Consider the following 23,341-nt stretch of genomic DNA (forward strand, 5'->3'; position numbering starts at 1 on the left):
GCGTTTTCGTGTAGTTACGGTGGCGGGTTTCGAAAACCGTCCCACGGCGGGCAACAGATCGATCCCCATTCCGAGCGAGCGAAGGGCTCAAGAGATCCGTATCGATCACAGAAAATCGCGAAACGCGTCCGCGAACCGAGTTACTCTTCCGGCGGCAGCGGCGGCAGCGCCTCGGTTCGGAAGCTCTCGACGAGGCTGTAGTTCCCGTCGGAGAAGTACGAGGGCGCGTCGAGCGAGATCGTACTGTAGAGTTGGACCTGGTCCTTGAGCTCGCCGTACTCGGAGTACTGGATGGGCTCGGCGAACAGCGTGTCGAACTCGATGCCGCGAATCGCCTCGGTGACCGCTTCGGAGTCGGCTTCGCCGGCGTCTTCGAGGGCCTGCGCGATCATCTTCCCGGTGACGTAGCCGTACGCGGTGTGCGTGTTGAACTGCTCTCCGACCTCCTCGCCGAAGCGCTGTGCCACCTCGGCGAACTCGTCGCTGTAGACGTCGGTCATGTGCAGGTGCGTGAAGCCGCGGCTCGCGTTCTCGCCCAGCGCTTGGCGGATGACCGTCGGGGGGAGACCGGCGCCGGTGATGACCTCCGGCTCGTAGCCGAGTTCGTAGAGCTGCTGGGTGATCGTCAGAGAGCCCGGCGGGTGACCGGTGGCGATCACCATTTCGACGTCCTGAGACATCTGGCGGATGTAGGAGGTGAAGTCGCTGGCTCCGACAGGTGCGACCTGAACGTCCACGTCGACGTCGAAGTACTCGTCGATGCCGTTCTGGACGGACTGCCCCCACGCGTAGTCACCGACGATCGCGCCGACGCTCTGGTAGCCGGCGTCGTTGACGAACTGGGCCTGCGCTTGCATCGTCGTCGCCGCCGGCAGGAGGCCGAGGCGGAACGTGTGGAGCGTCTCGGGCGTGATCGTCTCGTCCGAGCCGGCCATGTGCATCACCATCGGGATGCCCAGCTCCTGTGCGGTCCGGGACGTCCGGATCCCGACGTCGGAGCTCACCGGACCGGTGGCGGCCACGATGTCGTTTTGCTCTGCGAACCGCTCGAAGATCGAGGACGCCTCCGCGGGGTCGCTCTCGGAGTTCGCCTCGACGACGTTCAGTTCGCGCCCCCCGAGGACGCCGCCGTCGGCGTTGATTTCGTCGATGGCGAAAGCGAGCCCGGCCGAGTGGGCCTGCCCCCACGGCGCGAACCCGCCCGAGAGCGGCTGGACGGAGCCGATGTTGATCGCGTCCGAACTGCCGCCGTCGTCGCCGCCCGAGGTATCGGTGCTCCCGCCGTCGCCGCCTGAATCACCGTCTCCACCGCTGTCACCGCCCGAATCGCCGCCGTTACCGCCGTTGCTCGAACAGCCGGCGAGGAGTCCGATCGTGGCCGCTCCGCCGGTCGCTTTCAGGATCGCTCGTCTGTCGAAGGTCTTCCTTGACATTATTATCAACAATCACTATGTAACGATATTTGAATGTGGCGGTTTCTATCACACAGGCTACTCGACAGATCGCAATGCGCCGAATCCGGCGTCCGTTCTCGTTCGGTATCCGCGAAAACTGTCCGAGAACCACCACGTTACGGTCGAGAGAGGCGGGTTTTCCGCCGTGCACTCGACCACAAACTATTTGCTGATAAATTCTGATACTCGATACAAGCGATGCAAAAGAACATACCAGAGCCGTATCTGCCCGAGAACGGGCCGCAGCTCGTACACGCGCTCCCGGAACTGCACTACCCCGCCGAGATCAACGTCGCCGAAACGCTGATCGATCGCCACGTCGAGGAGGGCCGCGGCGACAACGTCGCAATCCGGTTCGAGGACGAGGAGATCAGCTACGCCGAACTCCAAACGCGGGTCAACCGTTTTGGTAACGCGCTCATCGGCCAGGGCGTCGAGCCCGGCGACCGCGTCGTCGTCCGCTTCACAAACCGGCCAGAGGCCGTCGTGTCCTGCCTCGCGGCGATGAAGATCGGGGCGGTGGCGTTGCCCTCGATGAAGCTCCTGCGCGCGAAGGAACTGGTGCACATCATCAACAACGCGGAGGCCTCGACGGTCATCGTCTACGACGATCTCCTCGAGGAGATCGAGTCGGCGCTGCCCGACCTCGACACCGTCGAGAACGTCGTCGTCGTCGATCGACACGGCACCGACCACGACCACGCCGACTACGACGACCTGACCGCGGCGGCCGACGACGACCTCGACGCTTACGCGACCGAGCGCGACGACGTCGCGTTGATGCTCTACACGTCCGGGACGACCGGGCAGCCGAAGGGCGCGATCCACACCCACCGGCAGGTGCTTTCGACCGCAGACAGCTACGCGCGGTACTGTCTCAACCCCACCGAGGACGACGTCTTCGGCGGGAATCCGCCGCTCCCGTTCGCCTACGGCTTCGGCGACCTCGTGACGTTCCCGCTTCGGTTCGGGGCGACCTCGAGCCTCATCGAGAACGCCGCCCCCGGCGATCTCCTCGAGGGAATCGAAACGCACGGTATCACGGTTCTCTGCTCGATCCCGACCGCCTACAACCAGATCCTCTCGAAGTACCCCGACGGCCCCGAGGAGTTCGACACGTCCTCGCTGCGCCTCGCGGTGAGTGCGGGCGAGCCGCTGACCCACAGCACGTTCAACCGCTTCAAAGACAGCTACGGCGTCGAGATCTACGACGGCATCGGGACGACGGAGATGCTCCACATCTTCGTGAGCCACCGCGAAGGCGAGGAGATCGACCCCGGGGCGACCGGGTATCCGGTGCCGGGCTATGAGTGTAAGGTCATCGACCCCGAAACCGGCGAGGAACTTCCCCGCGGCGAGGCCGGGATGCTCGCGGTCCGCGGCCCGACGGGAATCTCCTACTGGAACCGGCCGGAAAAACAGGACGAGGCCCTCGTCGACGGGTGGTGTCTTCCGGGCGACATCTACGTCCACCGCGAGGACGGCCGCCTCGAGTACAAGTCCCGCGAGGACGACCTCATCGTCTCCAGCGGATACAACATCCCCGGACCCGAGGTCGAGGCCGTGCTCGAAGAGCGCGAGGAGGTCTCGGAGGTCGCGGTCATCGGCGCGCCGGACGACCAGCGCGGGCAGGTCGTGAAGGCCTTCGTCGTCGTGAGCGAGGGCGTCGACGCCGCCGACGACCTCACCGAGACGCTTCAGAACCACGTCAAGAACACGCTGGCACCGTACAAGTACCCCCGCCGCGTCGAGTACGTCCGGAACCTCCCCCGGACCGAGACGGGCAAGATCCAGCGCGTGAAACTCCGCGAGGGCGAAAACGAGGAGAACTGATCGCGCCGCGTCGCAACCGAGACTGCCGGCCCGTCGCGGGCCGACGATCGCAAAACCCCCGAGTGCGGGTCGGGAGCGACCCGAACCGAATCGGACAAAATCGAATCAGACAGAATCGAACCGAGCAGAACCTACCGAACCGAATCAACGAACCGAGCGCCGCTATCGGCGCAGGTAGCCGCCGTCGACGTGGAGCGTCTCGCCGGTGATCCAACTCGCCGCGTCGCTCGCGAGGAAGACGACGCCCTTTGCGACCTCCTCGGGCTGTCCGACGCGGCCGAGCGCGTAGGCGTCGCCGAGTTTCTCGCGGTACTTCTCGACGAAGTCCTCGGTGGCGGGCGTCTCGACGGTCCCCGGCGAGACGCAGTTGACGCGGACGCCGGCCTCGCCGACCTCCGCCGCCAGCGTCTTCGTGAACGATCGGTTCGCCGCCTTCGCGGCCCCGTAGACCGAGAGGCCGGGGTCGTTGCCGCGGTAGGAGGCACTGGCGTAGTTGATGACGGCGCCCTCGCCGCGCTCGACCATCCCGGGGAGGGCCGCGTGCGTGCAGTTGAGCGTGCCGAACAGGGAGACGCCGAGCTTGGCCGCCCAGTCGTCTGGCTCGGAATCGAGGAACTTCTGGGTGCCCATCAGGCCGGCGTTGTTGACCAGCACGTCCAGGGCGCCGAACTCCTCGACGGTCGCCTCGACCATCGCCGCCGCGGCGTCGTACTCCGAGACGTCGGTCTCGAGGCCGATCGCCCGAACGCCGTGCGCGTCGGTGAGCCGTCCCGCGACCTCCGCTGCGCCCTCAGCGTCGATGTCGGCGATGACGACGTTCGCACCGAGGACGGCGAAGGCCTCCGCGACGGCCTCGCCGATGCCCTGCGCCGCCCCGGTGACACAGACGGTCTGTCCCGTGAAGTCGAAGTCCTCGCGGATGTCGAGAGATGTTTCCGCCACGGCCGCTCACTTACCCTCGAATTCGGGTTCTTCGTCGGTGCCGAACGCGTCGATCGCCTTCGCGTAGTCGTCGGACTGCGCGAGCGCCGGCCAAGCGTGGCTGGCGAACTCGATTCCGGCGTCGTAGCCGACGTTTCGCGTGATGTTGGACGCCTGCTTGATCGAGCGAACCGCGAGCGGCGGCTTGCTCGCCAACTCGCTCGCCAGCTCGTCGACGCGCTCTCTGAGTTCGTCTTCGTCGGCGACGACGTCGGTGAGGATGTCCTCCTCGGCGGCCTGCGCGGCGCTGAGTCGCTCGCCCGTCATCGTGATCTCCTTCGCGCGGCTGGCGCCCACGATGGTGGTCAGCCGCTGGGCCGCGGCGCCGCCGGGGAGGACGCCGAAGTTGACCTCGGGCTGGCCGAAGGAGGCCTCCTCGACCGCGAACCGGAAGTCCGAGGACATCACGATCTCGAAGCCGCCGCCCAGACAGAGGCCGTCGACGGCGGTGATGACCGGCGCGTGGTACTCCTCGAAGGCCGCACACATCTCACAGAAGAGGTCGGGGACCCGCTTTTTCTCGTGATAGGTGGAGAAGGCGCTCATCTCGCCGACGTCGAGTCCAGAACAGAAGGCCTTGTCGCCCGCGGAGTCGACGAGGACGGCTCGGACGGCGATGCCGTCGGTCTCGTCATCGAGCGCCTGGAAGGCCTCGAAGGCGTCGATGAGGTCGTGCTGCATCTGGATGTTGATCGCGTTCATCGCCTCCGGGCGATCGAGGGTGATACGTCCCAGACCGGTCTCCTCGTCGAACGACCAGTCGATGGTCTCGAAATCGGTTGCTGACATCACTGTTCCGTTCTCCGGATGACCACTAATATTTAACGGTTGGGGCTTCGGGGCCGCGAGATTGCCGTATACGTATTAGTATACAATTCCGTGGCAGATCGCGGTAACCTCCGTCTACCCGGCGATGTGCCGCGAATAGCCGCCCATGAAATTACAAAAGTAGGGGCGTAATGGAGCGGTTGCCCCGTCGTCGACATCCTCAGGGAGGACGTGTCGCCATATCCGTATACAGATGTGTATACAGAATCGAGGACAGCGGATCGCGAGACAACCGCGTCTGCGACGACCGCGGCGAGGTCCCATCGGGACCACGGAGACGGCGCACGATCGACCGAGAGAGTAGCGTTTGCACGACGTCGCGCACTCGGTCGCACGACGGTGCTCGATCGAATGGCACTCAGTTACGAGGACCACTATCGAAGCGCGGATTCCCCGCTCAAAAGCGACCGTCTCGGCGGTTCGTAGATGTCGCTCGGGCACGCAACACAAATTCGACCGGGGCTCGCCGCCGCCCCGAGTAATCGGATGGTGGACGATGGAGAACCTCGGTTCGCCGACACGCCGCGGATCAGGGACTCTCGTGCGAGCGGAGTTTCAGATCCGAGCGGGGCTTGGCAACGCACGTGAGGACGTACCCCTCCTCTTTTTCGGACCCCGAGAGGAACATTCCCTCGACCTGTTCGACCTCGCCTTCCTCGACACACAGCGCCGAGCACACGCCGCAGACGCCCATTCTGCACTGGTAGGGCAGATCCAGCCCGGCCTCTTCGGCCGCCTCGAGGATGGGCTTGTCCGCGGCGACTTCGATGGTCCGCCCTTCGTCGACGAACTCGACTTGGTAGTGTTCGACCATACTAGAGTCGCTGTTCGTAGACGTGTTCGACCGGTTCGAGGCCGTACGACTCCATCATCTCGGCGGCGGCATCGTCCCCCGCCAGCACGTCGATCCGGTAGTAATCGACGTCCCGCGGTTCCTCGCTGAACCACGCGGCGGCACTGTCGAGCAGCGCGGCGGCGACACCTTGGTTGCGGTACTCTTCGCGGACGAACAGGCCGTTGACGTATCCGTGGTTCTCCAGCCTGAAGATCGGGTGATCGCCCATCACGCGGGCTTCGAGGACGCCGATAGGCTCGTCGGCGTCGTCGCTCTCGGCGAGGATGACGACGCCGTATTTCGAGTCGACGAGTTGATTCTCGAAGTAGCGGAGCCACCGTTCGTTGGCCTCCTCGCTGTGACCGTAGCGGTCGTCGTACTCGGAGAGATGAGCGGTAAATCCGTGCCAGAGATCGAGTATATCCGTGCCATCGGCTTCGGTTGCATGCCGTGTTTGAATCCCCATACTCCCCGTACTGGACCGGACCTCCTAAAAAGATTCGCGTCGAACCGCCGCGTGCGGCCCGCGCGGTCATCAATAATAAATCTTCAGTTCGAGGGACAAACCTTAAGAAGTATTAACGACAAGAACAGCGTGGAGCTAATTCGCAAGCAATGCCGACAGAAAAACGATTCAAACAGCAGATCCAGAACGGTCGGATGATCGAAGACGAGTCCGAGATGACTGAGGGCTACAAGAAGGCCCTCAAGGCGACTCTCAAGGTCTCGGCCGACACTGAGTTGATGAGCGCGCCCGCCTACTACGAGCAGTCGATGAACGCGCCGACGCTCGACGCGCGGGCCTCCTGTGTCAGCGTGATCCAAGACGAGCTCGGGCACGGCCACATCGCCTACCGACTGCTCGAGGACCTCGGCGAGGACCGCGAGGAACTCCTCTACGAGCGCGAACCCCACGAGTTCCGGAACACCTACGGGTTCGACCAGCACCTCGACACCTTCGCCGAACTCGTCAGCGCACACGGGATGTTCGACCGCGCCGGGATGGTGCTTTTGAGCGACATCGAGCAGAACACTTCCTACGCCCCGTGGAAACGCGCGCTCCGGAAGGTCGGCAAAGAGGAGCAGTTCCACCTCCGCCACGGCGAGACGTGGATGCGCCGCCTCGTCAACAAGTCCGAGAAGACCAAGGGATACGTCCAAGACGCCGTCGACTGGATGTTCCCGATGGGCATCGAGTGGTTCGGTCTCCCGGACGACAAAAAGCACAACACCGACCAGCTCGATTACCGCATCAAGGGCAAGACCAACGACGAGCTCCGCCAGGAGTGGATGAGCCACGTCGTGCCGCTGGCTGACAAACTGAACCTCGAGGTGCCGGCGCACTACGACGAGCAGGACGAGGAGTACGTCCTCGAATACGACGCGCCCGTCGCCTTCGACGCCGAGAACAAAGAGTGGCGCTTCGAGGAGCCGATCAGCTGGAACGACGTCCTCGACCGCTGGCGCGACCGCGGCCCCGCCAACGAGCGCTACGTCAACATGATCCAGTCCGGCAAACTCACGGTGGGTGTCTGAGATGAGCGCTAACGCCGCGGACGTCGGTACCGCCGGACTCGACATCGGCCCCGGCGACGACGCAGACGAGTTCGAACAGGAACTCTGGGACACGCTCGACACGGTACCGGATCCGCACATCCCGGTGAGCCTCGTGGACATGGCGATGATCTACGACGTCGAGGCCGAGGGCGGCGACGTCACCGTCACGATGACGTACCCGTGTATGGGTTGTCCGGCCTACGATATGATCCAGCACGACGTGCAGGCGGCGCTGCGCACGGTTCGCGGCGTCACCGACGTCGATATCGAGATCACGTGGGACCCAGTCTGGTCGAAGGACATGCTGACCGAACACGCGCGCGAAGAACTCCGGGAGGCGGGTGTCGGCGTATGAGATACCACGTCTTCACCCGAGAGAACGCCGGCGACGATATGATCCACGCCGGGACCGTAGAGGCCGACTCCGACCGCCTCGCGCGCATCTACGCACACCGGACCTACGACGAGGAGGACTGGGAGTTTATGGGGGTCGTCCGCGACGACGATCTGATCGAAGTCGACGAACAGCCCATCGTGGGCGGGAGGGCGCGATGAGCGCCGAAGCCGAGGCCGCTTGGCCCGAGGAAGCAGTCGAGTACGTCCAAGCCGTCGCCGACACCAAACTCCTGCTCGGACAGCGCTACGGCGAGTGGATGCTCAAGGGCCCCCACCTCGAGGACGACATCTCTGGGGCGAGCAACGCCCAAGACGAGATCGGACAGGTCCGACAGCTGTTCCGCCTGCTCAAACAGCAGGGCGTCGACGACGAGTGGCTCGAGGCCGACCGCGACGCCGAGGAGTACGCCAACGCCGAGCCGCTCGATTCGGAGGCGGAAGCCTGGCCCACGTTCATGGTGCAGGTCGCGCTGGCGGATCGCGCCGCGTGGCTGCTCTTAGACGCCATCGACCACGACGACTTCACCGGAATGGTCCAGAAGATGGGCGAGGACGAGTACTTCCATCTCGAACACCACGACGCGCGATTGGAGACGCTCGCCGAGGACCAGCCCGAAGCCGTCGAAGCGGCTCTCGAAGAGTACTTCCCGGGGATCCTCGCGTTCATCGGTCCGGCGACCTACAGCGGCGACGACGACCCGCTCGTGGCCGCCGGCTTCACCGACCGCTCCGCCGCGGACGTCCGCGCCGCGTTCCACGAGCACTACGAGGCGCTGTTCGAGGGGACCGACGTGTCCGTTCCGCCGCTTGCAGACGACGTTCCCGACCCCGAGTCGTGGGACGAGACGCGCCGCCGTAGCGGCACCGGCCACGTCGAAGACGGCGTGATCGAGCAGCTACAGGGCGTCTCGAACCGGGAGTACGTCATCGAATGAGCTCCTCGAACGTGCCCTCGGCGCCCGGAGCGGCCGACGGCGGGCGCGAGGACGGTGACGCCGCGGTCCGCGGGGACGGCGGGAGCGGCGCGGACGGCCCCGAAGCGGCCTGTCCGTTCTGTGGATCCACCGACACCGAACTCGAGTCCACGTTCGGGACGGAGATCTCGAAGAGCCAGTACTACTGCAACGGCTGTCAGACGGTCTTCGAGCGCATCAAATACGACGGCGCGATGCCCGACACCGGCCGCGAACGCGACGGCGCGCGCTGAATCGACCGGACGCTTCTGACCGGCGTTTTTCGAGCGGTCGCATCCGACCGCCGCGTGCGGGGGTGCGCCGCGTCATCGACTCGACGGTGCGATACTGACCGCCGTGACTATGCACCATGCTCACTACCGCCCGGTGGCGGCGAGCACCGGTAAGAGCCCACAGCAGTCAGTGTGAACACCGAAACGGGCCTAAGCAGTCAGTATGAGACCGCCGCTCAGAGCCCCAGCGCTTCGCTCGCGACGGTCGTCTTCTGGATTTCGGAGGTGCCGCCGATGATCGAGAGGATGCGGGCGTCGCGGTAGTACCGTTCGAGCGGGTAGTCGGTCCGGTAGCCCTTGCCGCCGAAGATCTGCATCGCGTTCCGCGTACAGAACTCGGCGGCGTCGCTCGCGGTGAACTTCGCGCGGGAGGACGCCCGGGTGTCGCTCTCGCCGTCGGCGATGCGGACCGCGGAGTCGTACACGAGGCTGCGGGCCGACTCGAGGCGGGAGTCCATCTCGGCGACGAGGACCTGCACGGCCTGGTACTCGCCGACGGCCTTCCCGCCCTGCTCGCGGTCGCCCGCGTAGTCGATCGCCTCCTCGAACGCCGCGCGCGCGATCCCGCAGCCGATCGCGCCCAGTCCGGTCCGGGCCATGTCGATCGTTCCCATCGCGATCCGGAAGCCGCCGCCGACCCGCCCGAGCAGCGCGTCGGCGTCGACCGCCACGTCCTCGAAGGTCGCGTCGCCGGTCACGTGCCCGTGCATCCCGAGGTACTCGCCGCGCTCGAAGGTGAACCCCGACACCTCCTCGGGGCTGGGCACGATGAAGACGCTGACGCCGTGGGAGTCCTCCGGCTGCGGGCGCTTCCGGGCGATCACGAGGTGGATGTCCGCGACGCCGGCGTTCGTGCCGAAGGACTTCTCCCCGGAGATCCGATAGCCGTCGTCGGTCGCCTCCGCGACGGTTTCGAGTTCGGTCGGCGACGACCCGGCGCCGGGTTCGGTCAACAGCATCGCGCCGACGGCCTCGCCGGCGACCATCCGCGGGAGCAACCGCTCGCGCTGCTCGTCGCTGCCGAAGTTCAGCACGGGAAGCGTGGCGAAGGTGTGCCCCTGAATGATCTCTGCGACCGCGCCGCTCTCGGCGGCGATCCGTTCGAGCGCCAGACAATACGAGACGAAATCGCCGCCGAGGCCGCCGTACTCCTCGGGGACGAGGATCCCGAGGAGCCCCGCGTCGCCGGCGGCTTCGACGACGTCCCGGGGGAACTCGCGAGTCCGCTCGATCGATTCCGCGCGGGGGGCGAGCGTGTCGGTCGCGAACGACTCGGCTCGGTCCAGAACGTCGTGGTGCTCCTCTGAGAGCGCGCGCTCGAGTAACGTCATACCTACTCCTGCGACGGCGGGGGACTTAGCAGTAACGCGACGCGGACAGCGCGCTCGCGACGCGATCGGGCGACGCGTCCGCCCCCGTCCGGCGGTACCGGTCGGGATCGCTCCCGACGCGTTCGACGAACTCCCGCTCGGCCGCGAACGCGAGGTGGGCGGCGGCCTCGCCCGCGCCCATCTTCGCGTGGATTCCCCGCATCTCCCCGAAGAGGTCCCGTGCCACCTCCCAGGGCGTCCGGCCCCGCGCGGTCGAGCTCGAGGCCTCCCCGTCGGCGTCGCCCGGGCCGGGAAGCGCGCACACCACCTCGCGGACGCGTTCCGCGTGGTGCGCTCGGATCGTTTCGATCCGCGCCGGCAGGTCGACCGTCGGTCCGTGTCCGGGGAACGCGCGGACGCCCTCGGGGCCATCGAGGCTCTCACCGAGACGGTCTTCGGACCCGGCGGGGCGGTCCAGCCGCTCTTCGAGCCGGTCGAGCGTGTGCAGATAGGCGGAGAGCGGCCTCGTCGATCTGGTGTCGGATCCCCCGACGTTCGGCGTGTACGTCGGGAGGACCGAGTCGCCGAGGAAGAGCGCGTCGCCGGCATCGATCGCGAGGTGGCCCTCCGTGTGCCCAGGCGTGTGCACCGCCTCGACGCCGGCGACCGAGTCGCCGTCCTCGACGGCGTCGACCGCGCACCGATCCGGCATCGGCGACGGCTCGTCGGCGTCACCGATCGCTGCGACGATCCGGTCGGGGACGCCCCACTCGCGCAGCCGGCTCGCGTCGCGGTCGAGGCGGCGCTCGCGCTCGATCGCGTAGTCGCCGATCAACGGGGCGTCGGAAGCGTGTGCGGTGACGGGAACGCCCGCGGCGGCCGCCAGCCGCGGCGCCACCCCCGCGTGATCGGCGTGCCAGTGCGTCACGATCACGACTTCGACGGCGTCGACCGAGAGCCCCGCCGCCGGGAGCCCTTCCGTCAGCGTCCGCCAGGACGCCTCGCCCGGCGGGCCGGGATCGATGACGACCCCGCGGTCGGGCAGGACGTAGGTGCTGTTCGCGCCCTCCGGACTGGCGGCCGCGTGTGCGATGCGCTCTGTGGGCGTCGACTCGGGCATCGCTACTCGCCCCCGCCGTCGCCCCGGCAACCGCCGGGTTCGTGTTCGGGGCCGTGCTCGAAGCCGAGCGCCGTCCAGCGGTCCCTGACGGCCTCTCGGATGTCCCGCGGATAGGTCGTCTCGAAGGTGACGCGCGGCGCGATGTACTCCTCGTCCCACCGGGGGTCCCACGCGGCGTTGACGTAGACGTTCGCGCCGGTGGACCCGTCCCGCCGGTAGCGGGGCGCGTGGGCGGCCGGCGCCTCCGGGTCGGAGAACTCCCAGTCGTTCGCCGGGTGCGCCTTCACCCAGATGTCGTCGAAGGCCCGGCCGAGGTCCATCGGGGCCGTCTCGGTGTCGAGGACGAACACCTTATCGAACAGCCGCGAGAACGAAAACAGCGTGTTGGCTAACTGCCACTCGAAGCCCGCATAGAGGATGTCGCTCGCCACCAGACAGATCCCGAGGCCGGCCTCCGCGGGCAGCGCGAGCCACTCGACCGGGGAGACGCCCCAGTAGTTGTTCACGCGACCGTACAGGCGCGCGGACTCGATGATCGAGAGGAGAACCCGCCCGTCGGCCATCGGCGCGCCGACCGGCGAGAACGGGATCACGGGATCCTCGCGAGCGGTCACGGAATCGATTCGGGCCTCGAGCGTCGCCGTCGCGACGGCGTCTTCCCACGGCTCGCTCGGTCCGCCGGCCGCCGATCCCCCAGTCGATTCGGAGCCTGCACGGGGGGGCGCACTCGCCGCCGTAACGGTCGCCTCCGCGATCACTTCGCTCTCGGCGGGCACCGCGCCCGCGGCCGTCGGCGCGACCGGAACCGGCCCCAACGCGCTCGCGACGCGTGGCGCACCGGCGATGTGCGACTCGCCGACCCACCGCATCGTCGCTCCGAGAAGCGCCGTCGGCGGGGGGCCGAGCACGACCGACAGGGCGTCGCCGGCCTCGAAGTCACGAACGGGCTCCGCCGGGACGGTGAGCCGGAGCCTGTCGCTGCCGTGGACCGACCCGCAGGCGGGGAGCCACTGGACCGCGTCGACGTCTGTTCCGGGCGGGGTCGAGGCGGCCGCGTCCGCATCGTCGGGCGACGCGGCCGGGACGGTCGCGAGCGCGAGCGTGACGGTCGGCCCGTCCGCGCCACCGACGGCCGGCAGCCCGAGCGACCGGAGGTCCGACACCGTCTCGGTCGCGGCCGGTTCGGCCGTCTCCGGATCGGGACCGCCGCTGCGGGCGGCCACGAGCGCGTCGAGCACGTCGAGGTAGCCCGCGCCCCCCCCGAGGCCGAGGGCGAGACCGACGCGCGACCACGGATCGCGAGCGCGGACCGAGAGGCGGTCCGGCCCGCCGAAGACGCCGGCTGCGAGCCGGGCCGCCCCGCCCGTCTCGGTGAGGAGGACCGCCGGGCCGTTGGCTCGGGCCGCCTCCCCCGCGACCGCGGCCGCGGTGTCGGCCCAGTGCGTCCGCTCGCCGACCTCGACGACGTCGCCCGCCGCTTCGAGCGCGTCGAGGTGCGTCCGCAGACCGCTCACTGGCCGTCACCTCCGATCCCAGCGGGGTCGCCGCCGACCGCTCCGCTGGTGCCCGGGTCCTCGATGTCGACGCCGGCCGCCGAGAGGACCTCCAGCGCCCGTTCCCGCACGTCCGCCGGCGGGGACGAACGCCGCGCGGGCGTCTCCTCGTCGCCGTCGGTCGTGGCGTCGATGTAGGCTTTCGAGGTCTTCGACCGCGACGTTCCCGTCTCGGCGTCGCCCTTCTCCTCGGGCGTCTGATAGATGTTCAGCGGGACTTTCGGCATCGCGTCCGCCCCGAACTGGTGGAAGTCCGCGTCGGGGTCGGCGTGGAGGGCGAGCGCTTCGAGCACCTCCCGCGTCGAGAGCGGATCCACGTCGGCGTCGACGAAGACGAAGAAGTCGACGTGGAGCATCCCCCACGTGGTGAAGATGAAGTTCGCCAGCTCGTGGAGGTAGCCCGGTCGGGACACGTCCGTCGAGACGACGTAGACGCTCCGCGGCGTGAACCGCCAGGGGACGCACTTTTTGACGTCGTAGCCAGCCACCCGCAGCCCGAGCGTCGCGTCGGGGCCGACGCAGGCGGCCTCGATCGTCGCGCTGGTGTTCAGCGAGTGGCCGACGCCGGAGCCCTCCACGCAGAAGGGGATGAGCGGGTCCTCGCGGTGCGTTACGGCGTCGACCTGCAGCACCGGCATCGAGCGCCGCGGGCCGTGGATGTAGCCGAAGTAGTCGCCGAACGGCCCCTCGTCGAGTCGTTCCCCGGGCAGGATGCGCCCCTCGATGACGAGCTCCGCACTCGCGGGGACGGTGAGCTCGTTGGTCGTACACTCGACGAGCTCGATCGGCTCGCCCTTCAGGCCGCCGGCGAAGGCCGCCTCGTCGCTGCCGGTCGGAATCCACATCGAGGCGGTGAACTGCGCCGCGGGCTCGACACCGATCGCGAGTGCGACGGGCATCGGCTCCCCGCGCCGCTCATAGCGGTAGTAGAACAGATTCGGCGTCTGTTCGCCGGCCAAGAGCAGGACGCTCGCGCGGTCGCCGTCCTGGATCATCGCCCGGTGAGACGACCAGTCGGTCCACGAGGAGTCGGGGTCGGGAACGACCATCGTGTGCAGATTCGAGTACCGCCCGCCGTCGGCGGCGTGGATGTAGGGCCACGGGAACGCGAAGAGGTCGACGTCCGCGCCCCGGCGGATCACCTCCCTACACGGCGCCTCAGCCGCGTCGACGGTCGTCGGTTCGATCGGGCGGCGCAGGCGGTCGATGATCGCCTCGTAGTACGCGTCGCCGTCGAGATCACTCGGGAGTCCGAGCGCCCGGGCCGGTCGGTCCCACGGCCGCTCGCGGGACCCGCGGTAGGGGTCGCCGACCAACCGCGCCGACACTCGGCTGTCGGTGACCGACTCGAAGACCGGCACGCGGTCGTCGCGGTTGTTCGCCAACATCGTGATCGCGCTGGCCTCCAGGTTCCACGAGACGTCGGCCCCGATGCGGTTCAGTTCGCCCGTGCCCGCCAGCCCAGCCAGATACGCCCGCAGGCTGTCCGCGGGTTCGTCCGGGGCGGGCGCTGTCGCCGTCCCGCCGTCCGCGCGGAGCCCGTCGCCCGCGTTCGGCGATCGGGTCACTCCCCCTCGCCCCCGCCGAGGCGCCGCTGCATCTCCTCGCGCTCGCGCTCGGCCGCGAGATCGACGTAGCGGTCGACCAGTTCGGGGCGCGTCTCCGCGAGGTGTTCGCGCAACAGCGTTCGTGTCGCGGTCGAGACCGAGTCGTACTCCCCCGTTTCGACCAGGTACGAGACGAGCGTCTTGACGTCTTCCCCGCGGGCAGTGAGGACGTTCGATCCCTCCCGGCTCCGCTTGAAGCACGCCTCGAGGACCGCCTCGTCGACGCTCGTCTCCCCGACGTTCGTCTCGATGATCTCGATGTACCACTGCTCTTCGCGGTTCTCGTGTGGCCCCCGCGTGATCGTCAGCGAGTCCGGATCGGTGAGCTCGTCCGGATCGCGAGCGATCCGCGCCCGCGTGGTGAAGATATGCTTCGTCTCCTGATCCATCACCTGCAGGGTGAGTTCGCCATCGGTGTCGGCGGGCAGGTGATCTTCGGAGGTGACGTAGCGGTCGCTCACGCGAGCCACCCGCCGAAGCCGGCCACCGTGTTCATAGACGACGCTTTGGGGATGCCCCGTTATAAACTCTCCCGGTGCGGTCGAGCCGGGGTTCCGCGCGTGCTCGCCGTTCAACCCGGTGCTTCGACCGCGCGCGACGGGACGGCGAGACCCGTCCGAGGGACCGAGCCGCTCGACGCCACCGGCAGGATTTAGGTTAGTGCTCGCCGAACAACGGACGATATGGATCCGAACGAGACGAGCATCCGCGTCGACCACGTCGGCGTCGCCGTCGAGTCAGTCGACGAGGCCGAACCGGTCTTGACCGCACTGGGGTGTGAGAAAGTCGTCGACGACACCGTCGAGGACCGCTTCCGATGGGTCTACTACCGACTGGGCGGGGCCTCAAGGATCGAACTCATCGAACCGGTCGCCGAGGAGTCGTTCCTCACGGAGTACTTGGATCGACACGGCCCCGGCTTGCACCACGTGACCCTCGAAGTGGCCGACATCGACGCCGTCATCGACTCGCTGGGGGGGGTCGGCGTCGACACGATCGATCGGCAGTCCTACGAGGGGTGGACCGAGGCGTTCGTCTCGCCCCGCAACGAGACGGGCGTCCTGTTCCAGCTGATGGAGTACACCGGCGCCTTCACCGACGGGCGCGAGTTCGACGAGGAGTCGTTCTTTATGCGCGGGCGTCGACTCAGCGCGGGCGAGTAGCCGGCGGCAACCGTCCCCCGCGCCCGCAACCGCCGTTAATTTAGTTACTGTGCGGCGTCGTATCCGGATTGCTTGGTAAGTTTCACCGAAAGATTAAAAATGATTGTAAATCAGTACACGAACAGCGATGTGGGAAGACACGAAATGGCAAATCCGGCCCGAAACCGCCAGACGAGGCGGCGGCGTTCGGCATCCGGGTGTCCCGATGCCGGCACGGCCGGTCCGCCGGCGGGACGAGACGCCCGCTTCCCCGCAGAGCGAACCGTAACTCGCGACTCATCACTATGCACCGACCACTACTCACGACGGACTTCCTGGATCGCGCGGTCGAACTATTCGGCGACGACGTCGGACTCATCGCCGACGACGGCACAGAGTACACGTACAACGAGTTGGGAGAGCGCATCGACCGGCTCTCGGACGCGCTGTCGAACTGGGGCGTCGAGAAGGGCGACCGCGTCGCGCTGCTCTCGCCCAACTCTCATTACTTCATCGAGACGCTGTATGCGACGATGCAGTTGGGCGCGCTGTTCGTCCCGCTGAACTTCCGCCTGCAACCGGAGGAGTACGACTACCTCATCGACGACTGCGCCCCCGACGTCGTCATAGCCGACTACGACTACGCGGAGAAACTCGAACACCTCCGCGGGGAGAGCGGCGTCACGGAGTGGGTCGTCTACGACGCCGACCGCTACGCCGAGGGCGGCGGCGACCCGGCGGGATGGCACGACTACGAGCCCGTGCTGGCCGACGCCGACCCCGACGCGGTCGAGCGCCCCGAGATCGACGAGAACGACGACGCGACCATCCTGTACACGAGCGGGACGACCGGCGACCCGAAGGGCGTCGTCCACACCCACCGCATCCAGCACTACCACGCGATGATCCACGCCCACCACGTGGAGTTCGAAGACGACGACACGCTCCTCTGGACCTCGCCGATGTTCCACATCAACGGCTGGGGACACATCTACGGGCTCACCGGGATCGGCGGCCGACACGTCATCCAGCGGCAGTTCGACCCGGCGACGGTGTTCGAGCGCATCAACGAGTACGACGTCTCCTACCTCGGTGGCGCGCCGACCGTCCTCAACATGCTTCTCGAATACTACGAGGACGCCGACGTGCCGTCCACCGGCGAGAAGGACGTCCGCGTCGAGACGGCCGCGAGCCCCCCACCGAAGAAGACGATCCGCCGCACGGAGGACGAACTCGGCTGGCGCATCATCCACGCCTACGGCGCGACCGAGACCGGGCCGATCATCACCACCTCCAACTCCCGCCGGAAGATCCAGCAGGGAGACAAGTACGACGTGATCAACAAACCCGGCTTCGCGACGCTCAACACCGAGATCCGCGTCGTCAACGAGGACGGCGAGGTCGTCCCGACTGACGACGCAACCAAAGGCGAGGTCGTCGTCCGGGGCAATCAGGTCCTCGACCGCTACTGGAACAAGCCCGAGCAGACCGAGGAGGCCTTCCACGACCGCGTCGACGGGTGGTTCCACACCGGCGACATCGCCACCTGGGACGAGGACCGGATGCTCACCATCGTCGACCGCAAGAAGGACATCATCATCTCCGGCGGCGAGAACATCTCGAGCATCGAGGTCCAAGACACGCTCTACGACCACCCGGACGTCAAGGTGGCCGCCGTCATCGGCGTCCCCCACGAGAAGTGGGGCGAGACCCCGAAGGCGCTGATCGTCAAGCGCGAGGGCTCGGACCTGTCGGAATCGGAGGTCATCGAGTTCTGCCGCGACCGCCTCGCCCACTACAAGTGTCCCACGAGCGTCGAGTTCCGCGAGGACCTCCCGCAGACCTCGACGGGGAAGATCCAGAAGTTCGAGCTCCGAGAGTCCCACTGGGACGACGAGGAGCGCGACGTCAACTGACGGGGGCGATACCGTCTTTCGCCCCTCCGCGTTCGACCCGCTCCGACGTGCGGGTCCCCAGCCGAGGCTGTACCCATTCGTCTCACACGTCCGTACGTTCGAAGAGAACCGTTCGTCGCCGTCTCTCGGTACCTCGTGACTCTATGGCGGTGCGCCGTTTCAGCGCCCCCACTACGTCGGCCGAAAATCGGAACTCCGCTCGGTTCAGACCGGCTCGAACCGGTAGAACACCCGGTCTTGATCGGTCGGGCCGTCGATATCCATCACCTTCAACCGCACGGTGTCGCCGAGTTCGAGGTCGTCGTACTCGGCGTCCTCGATGCGCGCAGAGAGCTGCACCGGGCCGAGGTCGACGGTGCCGACGACGAAGGGCGGGTCATCGCGCATCCCGATCGCGGCGGTCCCTCTGACCTCCGTGAACGAGTGGAGTTCGCCCTCGTGCGGCAGGTCCGTGTACTCGAGGTCGTCGCTCAGACACTCCGGGCAGACGACCCGCGGCGGGAAGTGGATCTCCCCGCAGTCGGCGCACTCGGTCGTCGTGAGCGCGCCGTCGGAAAGGTTCTCGTAGAACTGGTGGATCCGCGTGTGCTCTGGGTCCTGCAGGTCGTAGAAGTCGAGCAGGCGCGGGAACTCGATCTCGTCGGGCAGAGTGATCGTTCCGCGGGGCGGATCGGCGCGTTCGCCGCCGTCGGCGCGGAGCGAGCGCTCGACCGCGGCGCGGTCGTCGGTGTGGTCGTGGGTGGTCATTGTGGGTCCCTCGCTAACGTCATCACGCTGTGCACTGAGGCGCTGCCGCTGAGGTTGTGGATGAGCCCGGTCTCGGGGTCGTCGGGGACCTGCCGGGCGCTGGGGACGTCGCCGGCGAACTGCCGGTAGACCTCCAGCGCCTGACAGACGCCCGTCGCGCCGAGGGGGTGCCCACAGCCGAGCAGCCCGCCGCGCGGATTGAACGCGACGTCGCCGTCGAGCTGGCTGCGGCCCTCCTCGATGAACGCCCCGCCTTCGCCCTCCTCGGCGAAGCCGAGCTGTTCGTACTCGATGATCTCGCTGATGGAGAAGCAGTCGTGGACCTCCGCGACGTCGATGTCCTCGACGGGGTCCTCGATGCCGGCCTGCTCGTAGGCCTGTTGGGACGCCTCCGCGGCCTGCGGCCACGTCGTCATCGACGGGATGTTGTTGACCGAGTTGCTCGCCATACACGACTGCCCGCTGCCGGTGATGTAGGCGGCGGTGTCGACACCCAGTTCCCGCGCCTTCGCCTCGCTGACCAAGAGCACGCCCGCCGCGCCGTCGGTGATCCCGCTGCAATCGAGCAGTCTGAGCGGCGGCGCGATCGGGTACGAGTCGAGCACGTCGTCGACGTCCACGCGCTTTTGGTACTGCGCGAAGTCGGTCTCGGCGGCGTGACTCTTGTTCTTCGCGCTCACCATCGCGAGCTGCTCGGCGGTCGTCCCGTGCTCGTGCATGTGCCGCTGTGCGTACTGGGCGAACCACGACGGACCGTTGAGCCCGTTGACGCCGTCGAACTCCCGATCGAGCACGTTCGTCATGTTCGACTGGATCTCGGGCATATGCTCGCGGTCGATGTTCATCTTCTCGACGCCGAGCACGAGCGCGGTGTCGATCTGCCCCGCCGCGATGGCGAGCCACGCGTACCTGAGCGCGGCCTGCCCGCTCGCGCAGGCCAGCTCGGTGCGGGCCAGCATCCCGTTCAGGTCGATTCCGAGCAGCTCGGCCACGAGCGGCGCGACGTGGCTCTGGAACGCGAAGCGCTCCGGCTGGACGGCGCCGACGAACAGCCCCTCGACGTCGTCGGGCTCGATGCCGTCGACGTCGTCGAACGTGGCCTTGCCGGCCTCCTGTGCGAGGTCCTTCCACGTGGCGTCGCGCTCGCCCCACTCGGTGAGCCCGCCGCCGACGATTGCTGCGTTTTCTGGCATTGGAATCAGTCCTCGAAGTCCGGCTCGCGGTCGTCTCTGAAGGCCTCGACACCCTCGATCATGTCGTCGGTGGTGGTCAGGAGACCGAAGCCCTGACTCTCCAGTTTGAGCCCCGCGTCGAGGCTGGCGTCCTGCCCCTCGTTGATCACCTGTTTGGCGACCTTCAGGGCCGTTTTCGGCCCGGACGCGATGTCGTCGACGAACTCCGCGACCGTCTCCTCGAAGTCGTCTTCGGCGACCGCGCGGTTGATGATGCCCCAGTCGGCGGCTTGCTCGGCCCCGAAGTGGTTGCCGCGGAAGATGAGCTCCTTCGCGCGCGGCTCGCCGACGAGGCGAGTGAGCCGCTGTGTGCCGCCCCCGCCCGGGATGAGCCCGAGATCGACCTCCGGGCTGCCGAACGTGGAGGCCTCCGTGGCGAGCCGGATGTCGCAGGCGAGCATCAGCTCGAACCCGCCGCCGAGACAGAAGCCGTCGATGGCCGCGACGGTCGGCCGGTCGAAGCCGTAGATTTTCTCGATGGGCTCTTCGACGTCGCTGATCTCCGTCGGCGCGTTGGCCATGAATCCGGTGATGTCCGCGCCCGCGGAGAACGCGCGGTCGCCCGCGCCCGAGAACACGACGCAGGACACCTCGTCGGTGTCGGCGTCGTCGAGCGCGCGGCCGACCTCCGCGAACATCTCCTCGCTGAAGGCGTTGAGCCGCTCGGTGCGGTCGAACTCGATCGAGAGCACGCCGCGGTCGTCGAGGTCGACGTTCAGGAACTGGTAGGGCCACTCGCCCGTGTAGTCGTAGAAGCCCCGCCCCGCGTCGACGCCCGTGTGGCCGTCCTCGACGAGTTCGACGAGGTAGTCCGCGGGCGCGTAGCGCGCCGCCCCGGTCTCCTCATAGAGCGTCTCGAGCTTCTCGAGGACGGTGTCGAGCCCGATCGTATCGCCGACGCGGCAGGTGCCGAGCGGGAAGCGGCCGCCGAGGCGGACGCCGAGGTCGATGTCCTCCGGCGTCGCCACGTCGTTGCCGACCAGCTTCGCGGCCTCGTTGATCATTCGGGCCTCGATGCGGAGCGTATCGAAGTCCTCGCCGTCGCCGGGACCGTAGGTCGTCCCCGGACCGTCCTCGTAGGTGTAGTAGCCCGCGCCGCTCTTTCGACCGAGCGTCTCGTCGTCGACGTGTTCGGCGATCGAGGGCGGGACCTCGTACTCGGAGGACTCGAGGAAGTCGGCGGCGATGTCGATGCCGCCGTAGTCGTTGAGCTCGAAGGGCCCCATCGGGTAGCCGCGGTTGAACACCATCCCGGCGTCGGCCGCCTCGACGGTGCACTCCCCGCTGTCGAGCATCCACGCGGCCTCGCCCATGAACGGCACGAGGACGTTGTTCACGACGAACCCGTGAACGTCCTTCTTGACGTCGATGCCGGTCTTCCCGATCGAGTCGACGTAGGCGTGCACGCGTTCGAGCGTCTCCTCGCTGGTCTGTTCGCCGTGGACGACCTCGACGAGGTCCATCCGCACGGGCGGGTTGAAGTAGTGCGTCCCGACGACCTGTTCCGGGCGGTCGGTCGCGCTCGCCATCTCGGTGATCGAGAGCCCGGAGGTGTTGCTCGCGATGATCGCGCCCTCGGGCGCGTGTTCGTCGACCTCCGCGAACGTGTCCTTTTTGATCTCCATCTTCTCGGGGACCGCCTCGACGACGAGGTCGGCGTCCTCGACGGCGGTTCCGAGGTCGGTGTACCCCTCGACGCGGTCGAAGACCTCTTCTGCTGACTCGTCGATCTGACCCTTCTCTGCCAGCTTGTTCAGACTCCACTCGATGTTGTCGAGGCCGTCCTCGACGAACTCCGCTTTGATGTCTCGAACTGAGACCGTGTACCCGGCGATCGCAGCGACCTCGGCGATACCGTGACCCATACTGCCGGCCCCGAGGACTGCGACGTGTTGGATGTTCGGTTCCTGCATCGCTTACCAAAGGGGTAACGCCGCTATTCAATCTTGTGATGATCGAATACACTGTATCAAAAAAATCCGAGTTAGAACAATAGTGGTTATGCGAGAGCGCGTTTAGATATAATTTGTAAGCGTCAGTGGCCATACAATTGTACGTACCCGGCAGGCCGAACGCCACTCGTGGGGTGCGGCTCTTGTGCTAGGCCTGTTTCCATTTATTCGGGAGCATTTGCTATATGCTGCCATAGGACATATGCGCGACGGAACTGCTAACAGCATTTTAAGTGTATCGCGGTTTCGTTTACTATCTATTCGCAAATCAGTGATAATCTTAACGAAAGTATTATAGTGTTCTACTCTAAGTTGTGGAGCGAACCATGAGTTCACCTACCAGACGGTCGGTTCTGAAGAAGGCGGGAGCGGCGTCAGTTATCGCGACAACGGGTCTTGCGGGATGTACCGGCGGCGGGGGCGACGGCGGCGACGGAAGCGGGGACGGCGACTCCGGATCGAACGGCGGATCGACGAGCCAGGACACGGGACTGGACTCTCTGCACGTCGGCGTGTTCAACCCACAGAGCGGTCCGTTCGCACCGTGGGGCTCCTCGCTGCGGACCGGTGCCGAACTCGCTGCGACGGACCTCGAAAACGAGTTCGACATCGACATCGAGATCTCCACGTACGACACCGAGGTCAACCCCAGCGCCGCGTTAGAGCGGATGAAGCGCGCGGTCACGTCCGATGGGATCGACTTTGCCCAGGGCGCGCTCTCCTCGGCGGTCTGTACGAAGATCGGAACGTGGGCCTCCGACAACGGCGTCTCCTACATCGCCGACGGCGCGTCCGACACGCTGACAGGGGAGAACTGTCTCCCCCACATGTTCAGCACGTACTCCTCGAACACGATGCTGGCCCGGTCGATCGGGGCGCAGATGGCAGACATCGCCGACAACTGGTATCTGCTGTACTCCGATTACATCTGGGGACAGAACGCCCAGGAGATCTACACCAACGAGATCGAATCCAACGGGGGAACTGTCGTGAACTCCGAGGCGACCCCGTTCCCGAACGACGACTACACGTCGTTCCTCAACAACATCCAGAACTCCGACGCGGACGGGATCGGCCTCGTGCTGCCGGCGCTGGACAAGCGGCTGGCGATGAAACAGCTCCGTAACAAGGGGATGCACGAGGAGTTCAAACTGATGGGCCACCAGGCCGAGGACATCGCGTTCTGGGGGCTGGGACAGGAGTCGGCGTCGATGATGGACATCGCCTCCGTCGGCTGGACGAACTCCCTCGAGAGCGCGACCGCCTTCAGCGAACGCGTCGCCGAAGAGGGCGAGACGGACCCGTTCGTCCGCCACGCGAACGCCTACATCGCGATGGATCAGCAGGTCCGCGCGGCGCTCCGCGCGGAGTCCACCGCAGCCGAGGCGATCCGCGGCGAACTGGAGGGCCACACCGTCGAGAGCCAGCGCTCCCTCGACATCATGCCCGGCGACCTCGAGTGGCGGGCGTGCGACCACCAGCTCGTCCACCCGACGTGGGCGATCACGGGTCGCTCGATGGAGGACATGCAGGACGAGCCCTACAAGGCGTGGTTCGATATCGCCGGGACGAGCGCCGGCGAGGACGTAATGCGTAGCTGCGAAGAGACCGGCTGCTCGTTGTGAACACGAG

The 23,341-nt window shown here is 66.9% G+C and carries 22 protein-coding genes; 9 read left to right on the forward strand and 13 right to left on the reverse strand.

Features of this window, described 5'->3' with window-relative positions:
• Positions 1-140 precede the first annotated feature (140 nt).
• Positions 141-1,433, reverse strand: a complete 1,293-nt coding sequence (locus ACT3HL_RS05590) for an ABC transporter substrate-binding protein (protein ID WP_445085827.1) — start codon at positions 1,431-1,433, stop codon at positions 141-143.
• Positions 1,434-1,652: 219 nt separating this feature from the next.
• On the opposite strand from ACT3HL_RS05590, the gene ACT3HL_RS05595 reads away from it, so the two are divergent.
• Positions 1,653-3,287 (forward strand): benzoate-CoA ligase family protein, encoded by a 1,635-nt coding sequence (locus ACT3HL_RS05595; RefSeq protein WP_445085828.1) that lies wholly within the window; start codon positions 1,653-1,655, stop codon positions 3,285-3,287.
• 162 nt (positions 3,288-3,449) lie between these two features.
• Here the strand turns inward: ACT3HL_RS05595 and ACT3HL_RS05600 are convergent, their stop codons facing one another.
• The 4 genes from ACT3HL_RS05600 to ACT3HL_RS05615 form a co-directional block, all read right to left on the reverse strand.
• Positions 3,450-4,229, reverse strand: coding sequence for a glucose 1-dehydrogenase (locus tag ACT3HL_RS05600; RefSeq protein WP_445085829.1), 780 nt, complete (start codon positions 4,227-4,229; stop codon positions 3,450-3,452).
• 6 nt (positions 4,230-4,235) lie between these two features.
• Positions 4,236-5,057, reverse strand: coding sequence for an enoyl-CoA hydratase-related protein (locus tag ACT3HL_RS05605; RefSeq protein ID WP_445085830.1), 822 nt, complete (start codon positions 5,055-5,057; stop codon positions 4,236-4,238).
• A gap of 568 nt (positions 5,058-5,625) precedes the next feature.
• A complete protein-coding gene (locus tag ACT3HL_RS05610) occupies positions 5,626-5,910 on the reverse strand; it encodes a 2Fe-2S iron-sulfur cluster-binding protein (RefSeq protein WP_445085831.1) in 285 nt (94 codons plus the stop codon).
• A 1-nt stretch (position 5,911) separates the two neighbouring features.
• Positions 5,912-6,397 carry a GNAT family N-acetyltransferase gene (locus ACT3HL_RS05615; RefSeq protein WP_445085832.1) on the reverse strand — a complete coding sequence of 162 codons (486 nt, stop codon included), beginning with the start codon at positions 6,395-6,397 and terminating at the stop codon, positions 5,912-5,914.
• A 149-nt stretch (positions 6,398-6,546) separates the two neighbouring features.
• Between ACT3HL_RS05615 and ACT3HL_RS05620 the strand changes: the two genes are divergently transcribed.
• From ACT3HL_RS05620 to ACT3HL_RS05640, 5 genes are read left to right on the forward strand one after another with little or no spacing between them, the layout of a single operon-like run.
• The gene (locus tag ACT3HL_RS05620) at positions 6,547-7,467 is read left to right on the forward strand and encodes a Phenylacetic acid catabolic protein (RefSeq protein WP_445085833.1); all 921 of its coding nucleotides are present in this window, start codon (positions 6,547-6,549) and stop codon (positions 7,465-7,467) included.
• 1 nt (position 7,468) lies between these two features.
• The gene (locus ACT3HL_RS05625; protein WP_445085834.1) at positions 7,469-7,843 is read left to right on the forward strand and encodes an iron-sulfur cluster assembly protein; all 375 of its coding nucleotides are present in this window, start codon (positions 7,469-7,471) and stop codon (positions 7,841-7,843) included.
• Positions 7,840-8,043, forward strand: a complete 204-nt coding sequence (locus tag ACT3HL_RS05630) for a phenylacetic acid degradation PaaB family protein (protein WP_445085835.1) — start codon at positions 7,840-7,842, stop codon at positions 8,041-8,043. Before ACT3HL_RS05625 ends, ACT3HL_RS05630 begins: the two co-directional genes overlap by 4 nt.
• A complete protein-coding gene (locus tag ACT3HL_RS05635; protein ID WP_445085836.1) occupies positions 8,040-8,819 on the forward strand; it encodes a Phenylacetic acid catabolic protein in 780 nt (259 codons plus the stop codon). The genes ACT3HL_RS05630 and ACT3HL_RS05635 overlap by 4 nt, the downstream gene beginning before the upstream one ends.
• Positions 8,816-9,091, forward strand: coding sequence for a PaaD-like zinc ribbon domain-containing protein (locus ACT3HL_RS05640; protein ID WP_445085837.1), 276 nt, complete (start codon positions 8,816-8,818; stop codon positions 9,089-9,091). Before ACT3HL_RS05635 ends, ACT3HL_RS05640 begins: the two co-directional genes overlap by 4 nt.
• A gap of 215 nt (positions 9,092-9,306) precedes the next feature.
• Here the strand turns inward: ACT3HL_RS05640 and ACT3HL_RS05645 are convergent, their stop codons facing one another.
• The 5 genes from ACT3HL_RS05645 to ACT3HL_RS05665 form a co-directional block, all read right to left on the reverse strand.
• Positions 9,307-10,461: an acyl-CoA dehydrogenase family protein gene (locus ACT3HL_RS05645; RefSeq protein WP_445085838.1), complete on the reverse strand. Its 1,155-nt coding sequence runs from the start codon at positions 10,459-10,461 to the stop codon at positions 9,307-9,309.
• A 25-nt stretch (positions 10,462-10,486) separates the two neighbouring features.
• Positions 10,487-11,560, reverse strand: a complete 1,074-nt coding sequence (locus tag ACT3HL_RS05650; RefSeq protein WP_445085839.1) for an MBL fold metallo-hydrolase — start codon at positions 11,558-11,560, stop codon at positions 10,487-10,489.
• Between the two features lie 2 nt (positions 11,561-11,562).
• Entirely contained in the window at positions 11,563-13,074 is a 1,512-nt protein-coding gene (locus tag ACT3HL_RS05655; RefSeq protein ID WP_445085840.1) for a 3-octaprenyl-4-hydroxybenzoate carboxy-lyase, read from the reverse strand.
• Positions 13,071-14,594, reverse strand: a complete 1,524-nt coding sequence (locus ACT3HL_RS05660) for a UbiD family decarboxylase domain-containing protein (protein WP_445086176.1) — start codon at positions 14,592-14,594, stop codon at positions 13,071-13,073. Before ACT3HL_RS05660 ends, ACT3HL_RS05655 begins: the two co-directional genes overlap by 4 nt.
• Before the next feature lie 83 nt (positions 14,595-14,677).
• Positions 14,678-15,181: a hypothetical protein gene (locus ACT3HL_RS05665; RefSeq protein WP_445085841.1), complete on the reverse strand. Its 504-nt coding sequence runs from the start codon at positions 15,179-15,181 to the stop codon at positions 14,678-14,680.
• Positions 15,182-15,403: 222 nt separating this feature from the next.
• On the opposite strand from ACT3HL_RS05665, the gene ACT3HL_RS05670 reads away from it, so the two are divergent.
• Together ACT3HL_RS05670 and ACT3HL_RS05675 are read left to right on the forward strand one after the other, a co-directional pair.
• Positions 15,404-15,883 (forward strand): VOC family protein, encoded by a 480-nt coding sequence (locus ACT3HL_RS05670; protein WP_445085842.1) that lies wholly within the window; start codon positions 15,404-15,406, stop codon positions 15,881-15,883.
• Positions 15,884-16,167: 284 nt separating this feature from the next.
• On the forward strand, positions 16,168-17,778 hold the full coding sequence (locus tag ACT3HL_RS05675) for a long-chain-fatty-acid--CoA ligase (protein WP_445085843.1): 1,611 nt from the start codon (positions 16,168-16,170) through the stop codon (positions 17,776-17,778).
• A 204-nt stretch (positions 17,779-17,982) separates the two neighbouring features.
• Here ACT3HL_RS05675 and ACT3HL_RS05680 read toward each other — a convergent pair whose 3' ends face one another.
• Genes ACT3HL_RS05680 through ACT3HL_RS05690 form a run of 3 tightly spaced genes read right to left on the reverse strand, consistent with a single transcriptional unit; the run spans position 17,983 to position 21,670 of the window.
• A complete protein-coding gene (locus ACT3HL_RS05680) occupies positions 17,983-18,525 on the reverse strand; it encodes a zinc ribbon domain-containing protein (RefSeq protein ID WP_445085844.1) in 543 nt (180 codons plus the stop codon).
• Positions 18,522-19,718 (reverse strand): thiolase C-terminal domain-containing protein, encoded by a 1,197-nt coding sequence (locus ACT3HL_RS05685; protein ID WP_445085845.1) that lies wholly within the window; start codon positions 19,716-19,718, stop codon positions 18,522-18,524. Before ACT3HL_RS05685 ends, ACT3HL_RS05680 begins: the two co-directional genes overlap by 4 nt.
• 5 nt (positions 19,719-19,723) lie before the next feature.
• Positions 19,724-21,670 (reverse strand): 3-hydroxyacyl-CoA dehydrogenase NAD-binding domain-containing protein, encoded by a 1,947-nt coding sequence (locus ACT3HL_RS05690; RefSeq protein WP_445085846.1) that lies wholly within the window; start codon positions 21,668-21,670, stop codon positions 19,724-19,726.
• A 365-nt stretch (positions 21,671-22,035) separates the two neighbouring features.
• Here ACT3HL_RS05690 and ACT3HL_RS05695 point away from each other — a divergent pair, with 365 nt between their 5' ends.
• Positions 22,036-23,334: an ABC transporter substrate-binding protein gene (locus ACT3HL_RS05695; RefSeq protein ID WP_445085847.1), complete on the forward strand. Its 1,299-nt coding sequence runs from the start codon at positions 22,036-22,038 to the stop codon at positions 23,332-23,334.
• Positions 23,335-23,341 lie beyond the last annotated feature (7 nt).

The organism is Halobellus sp. GM3 (assembly GCF_052545375.1).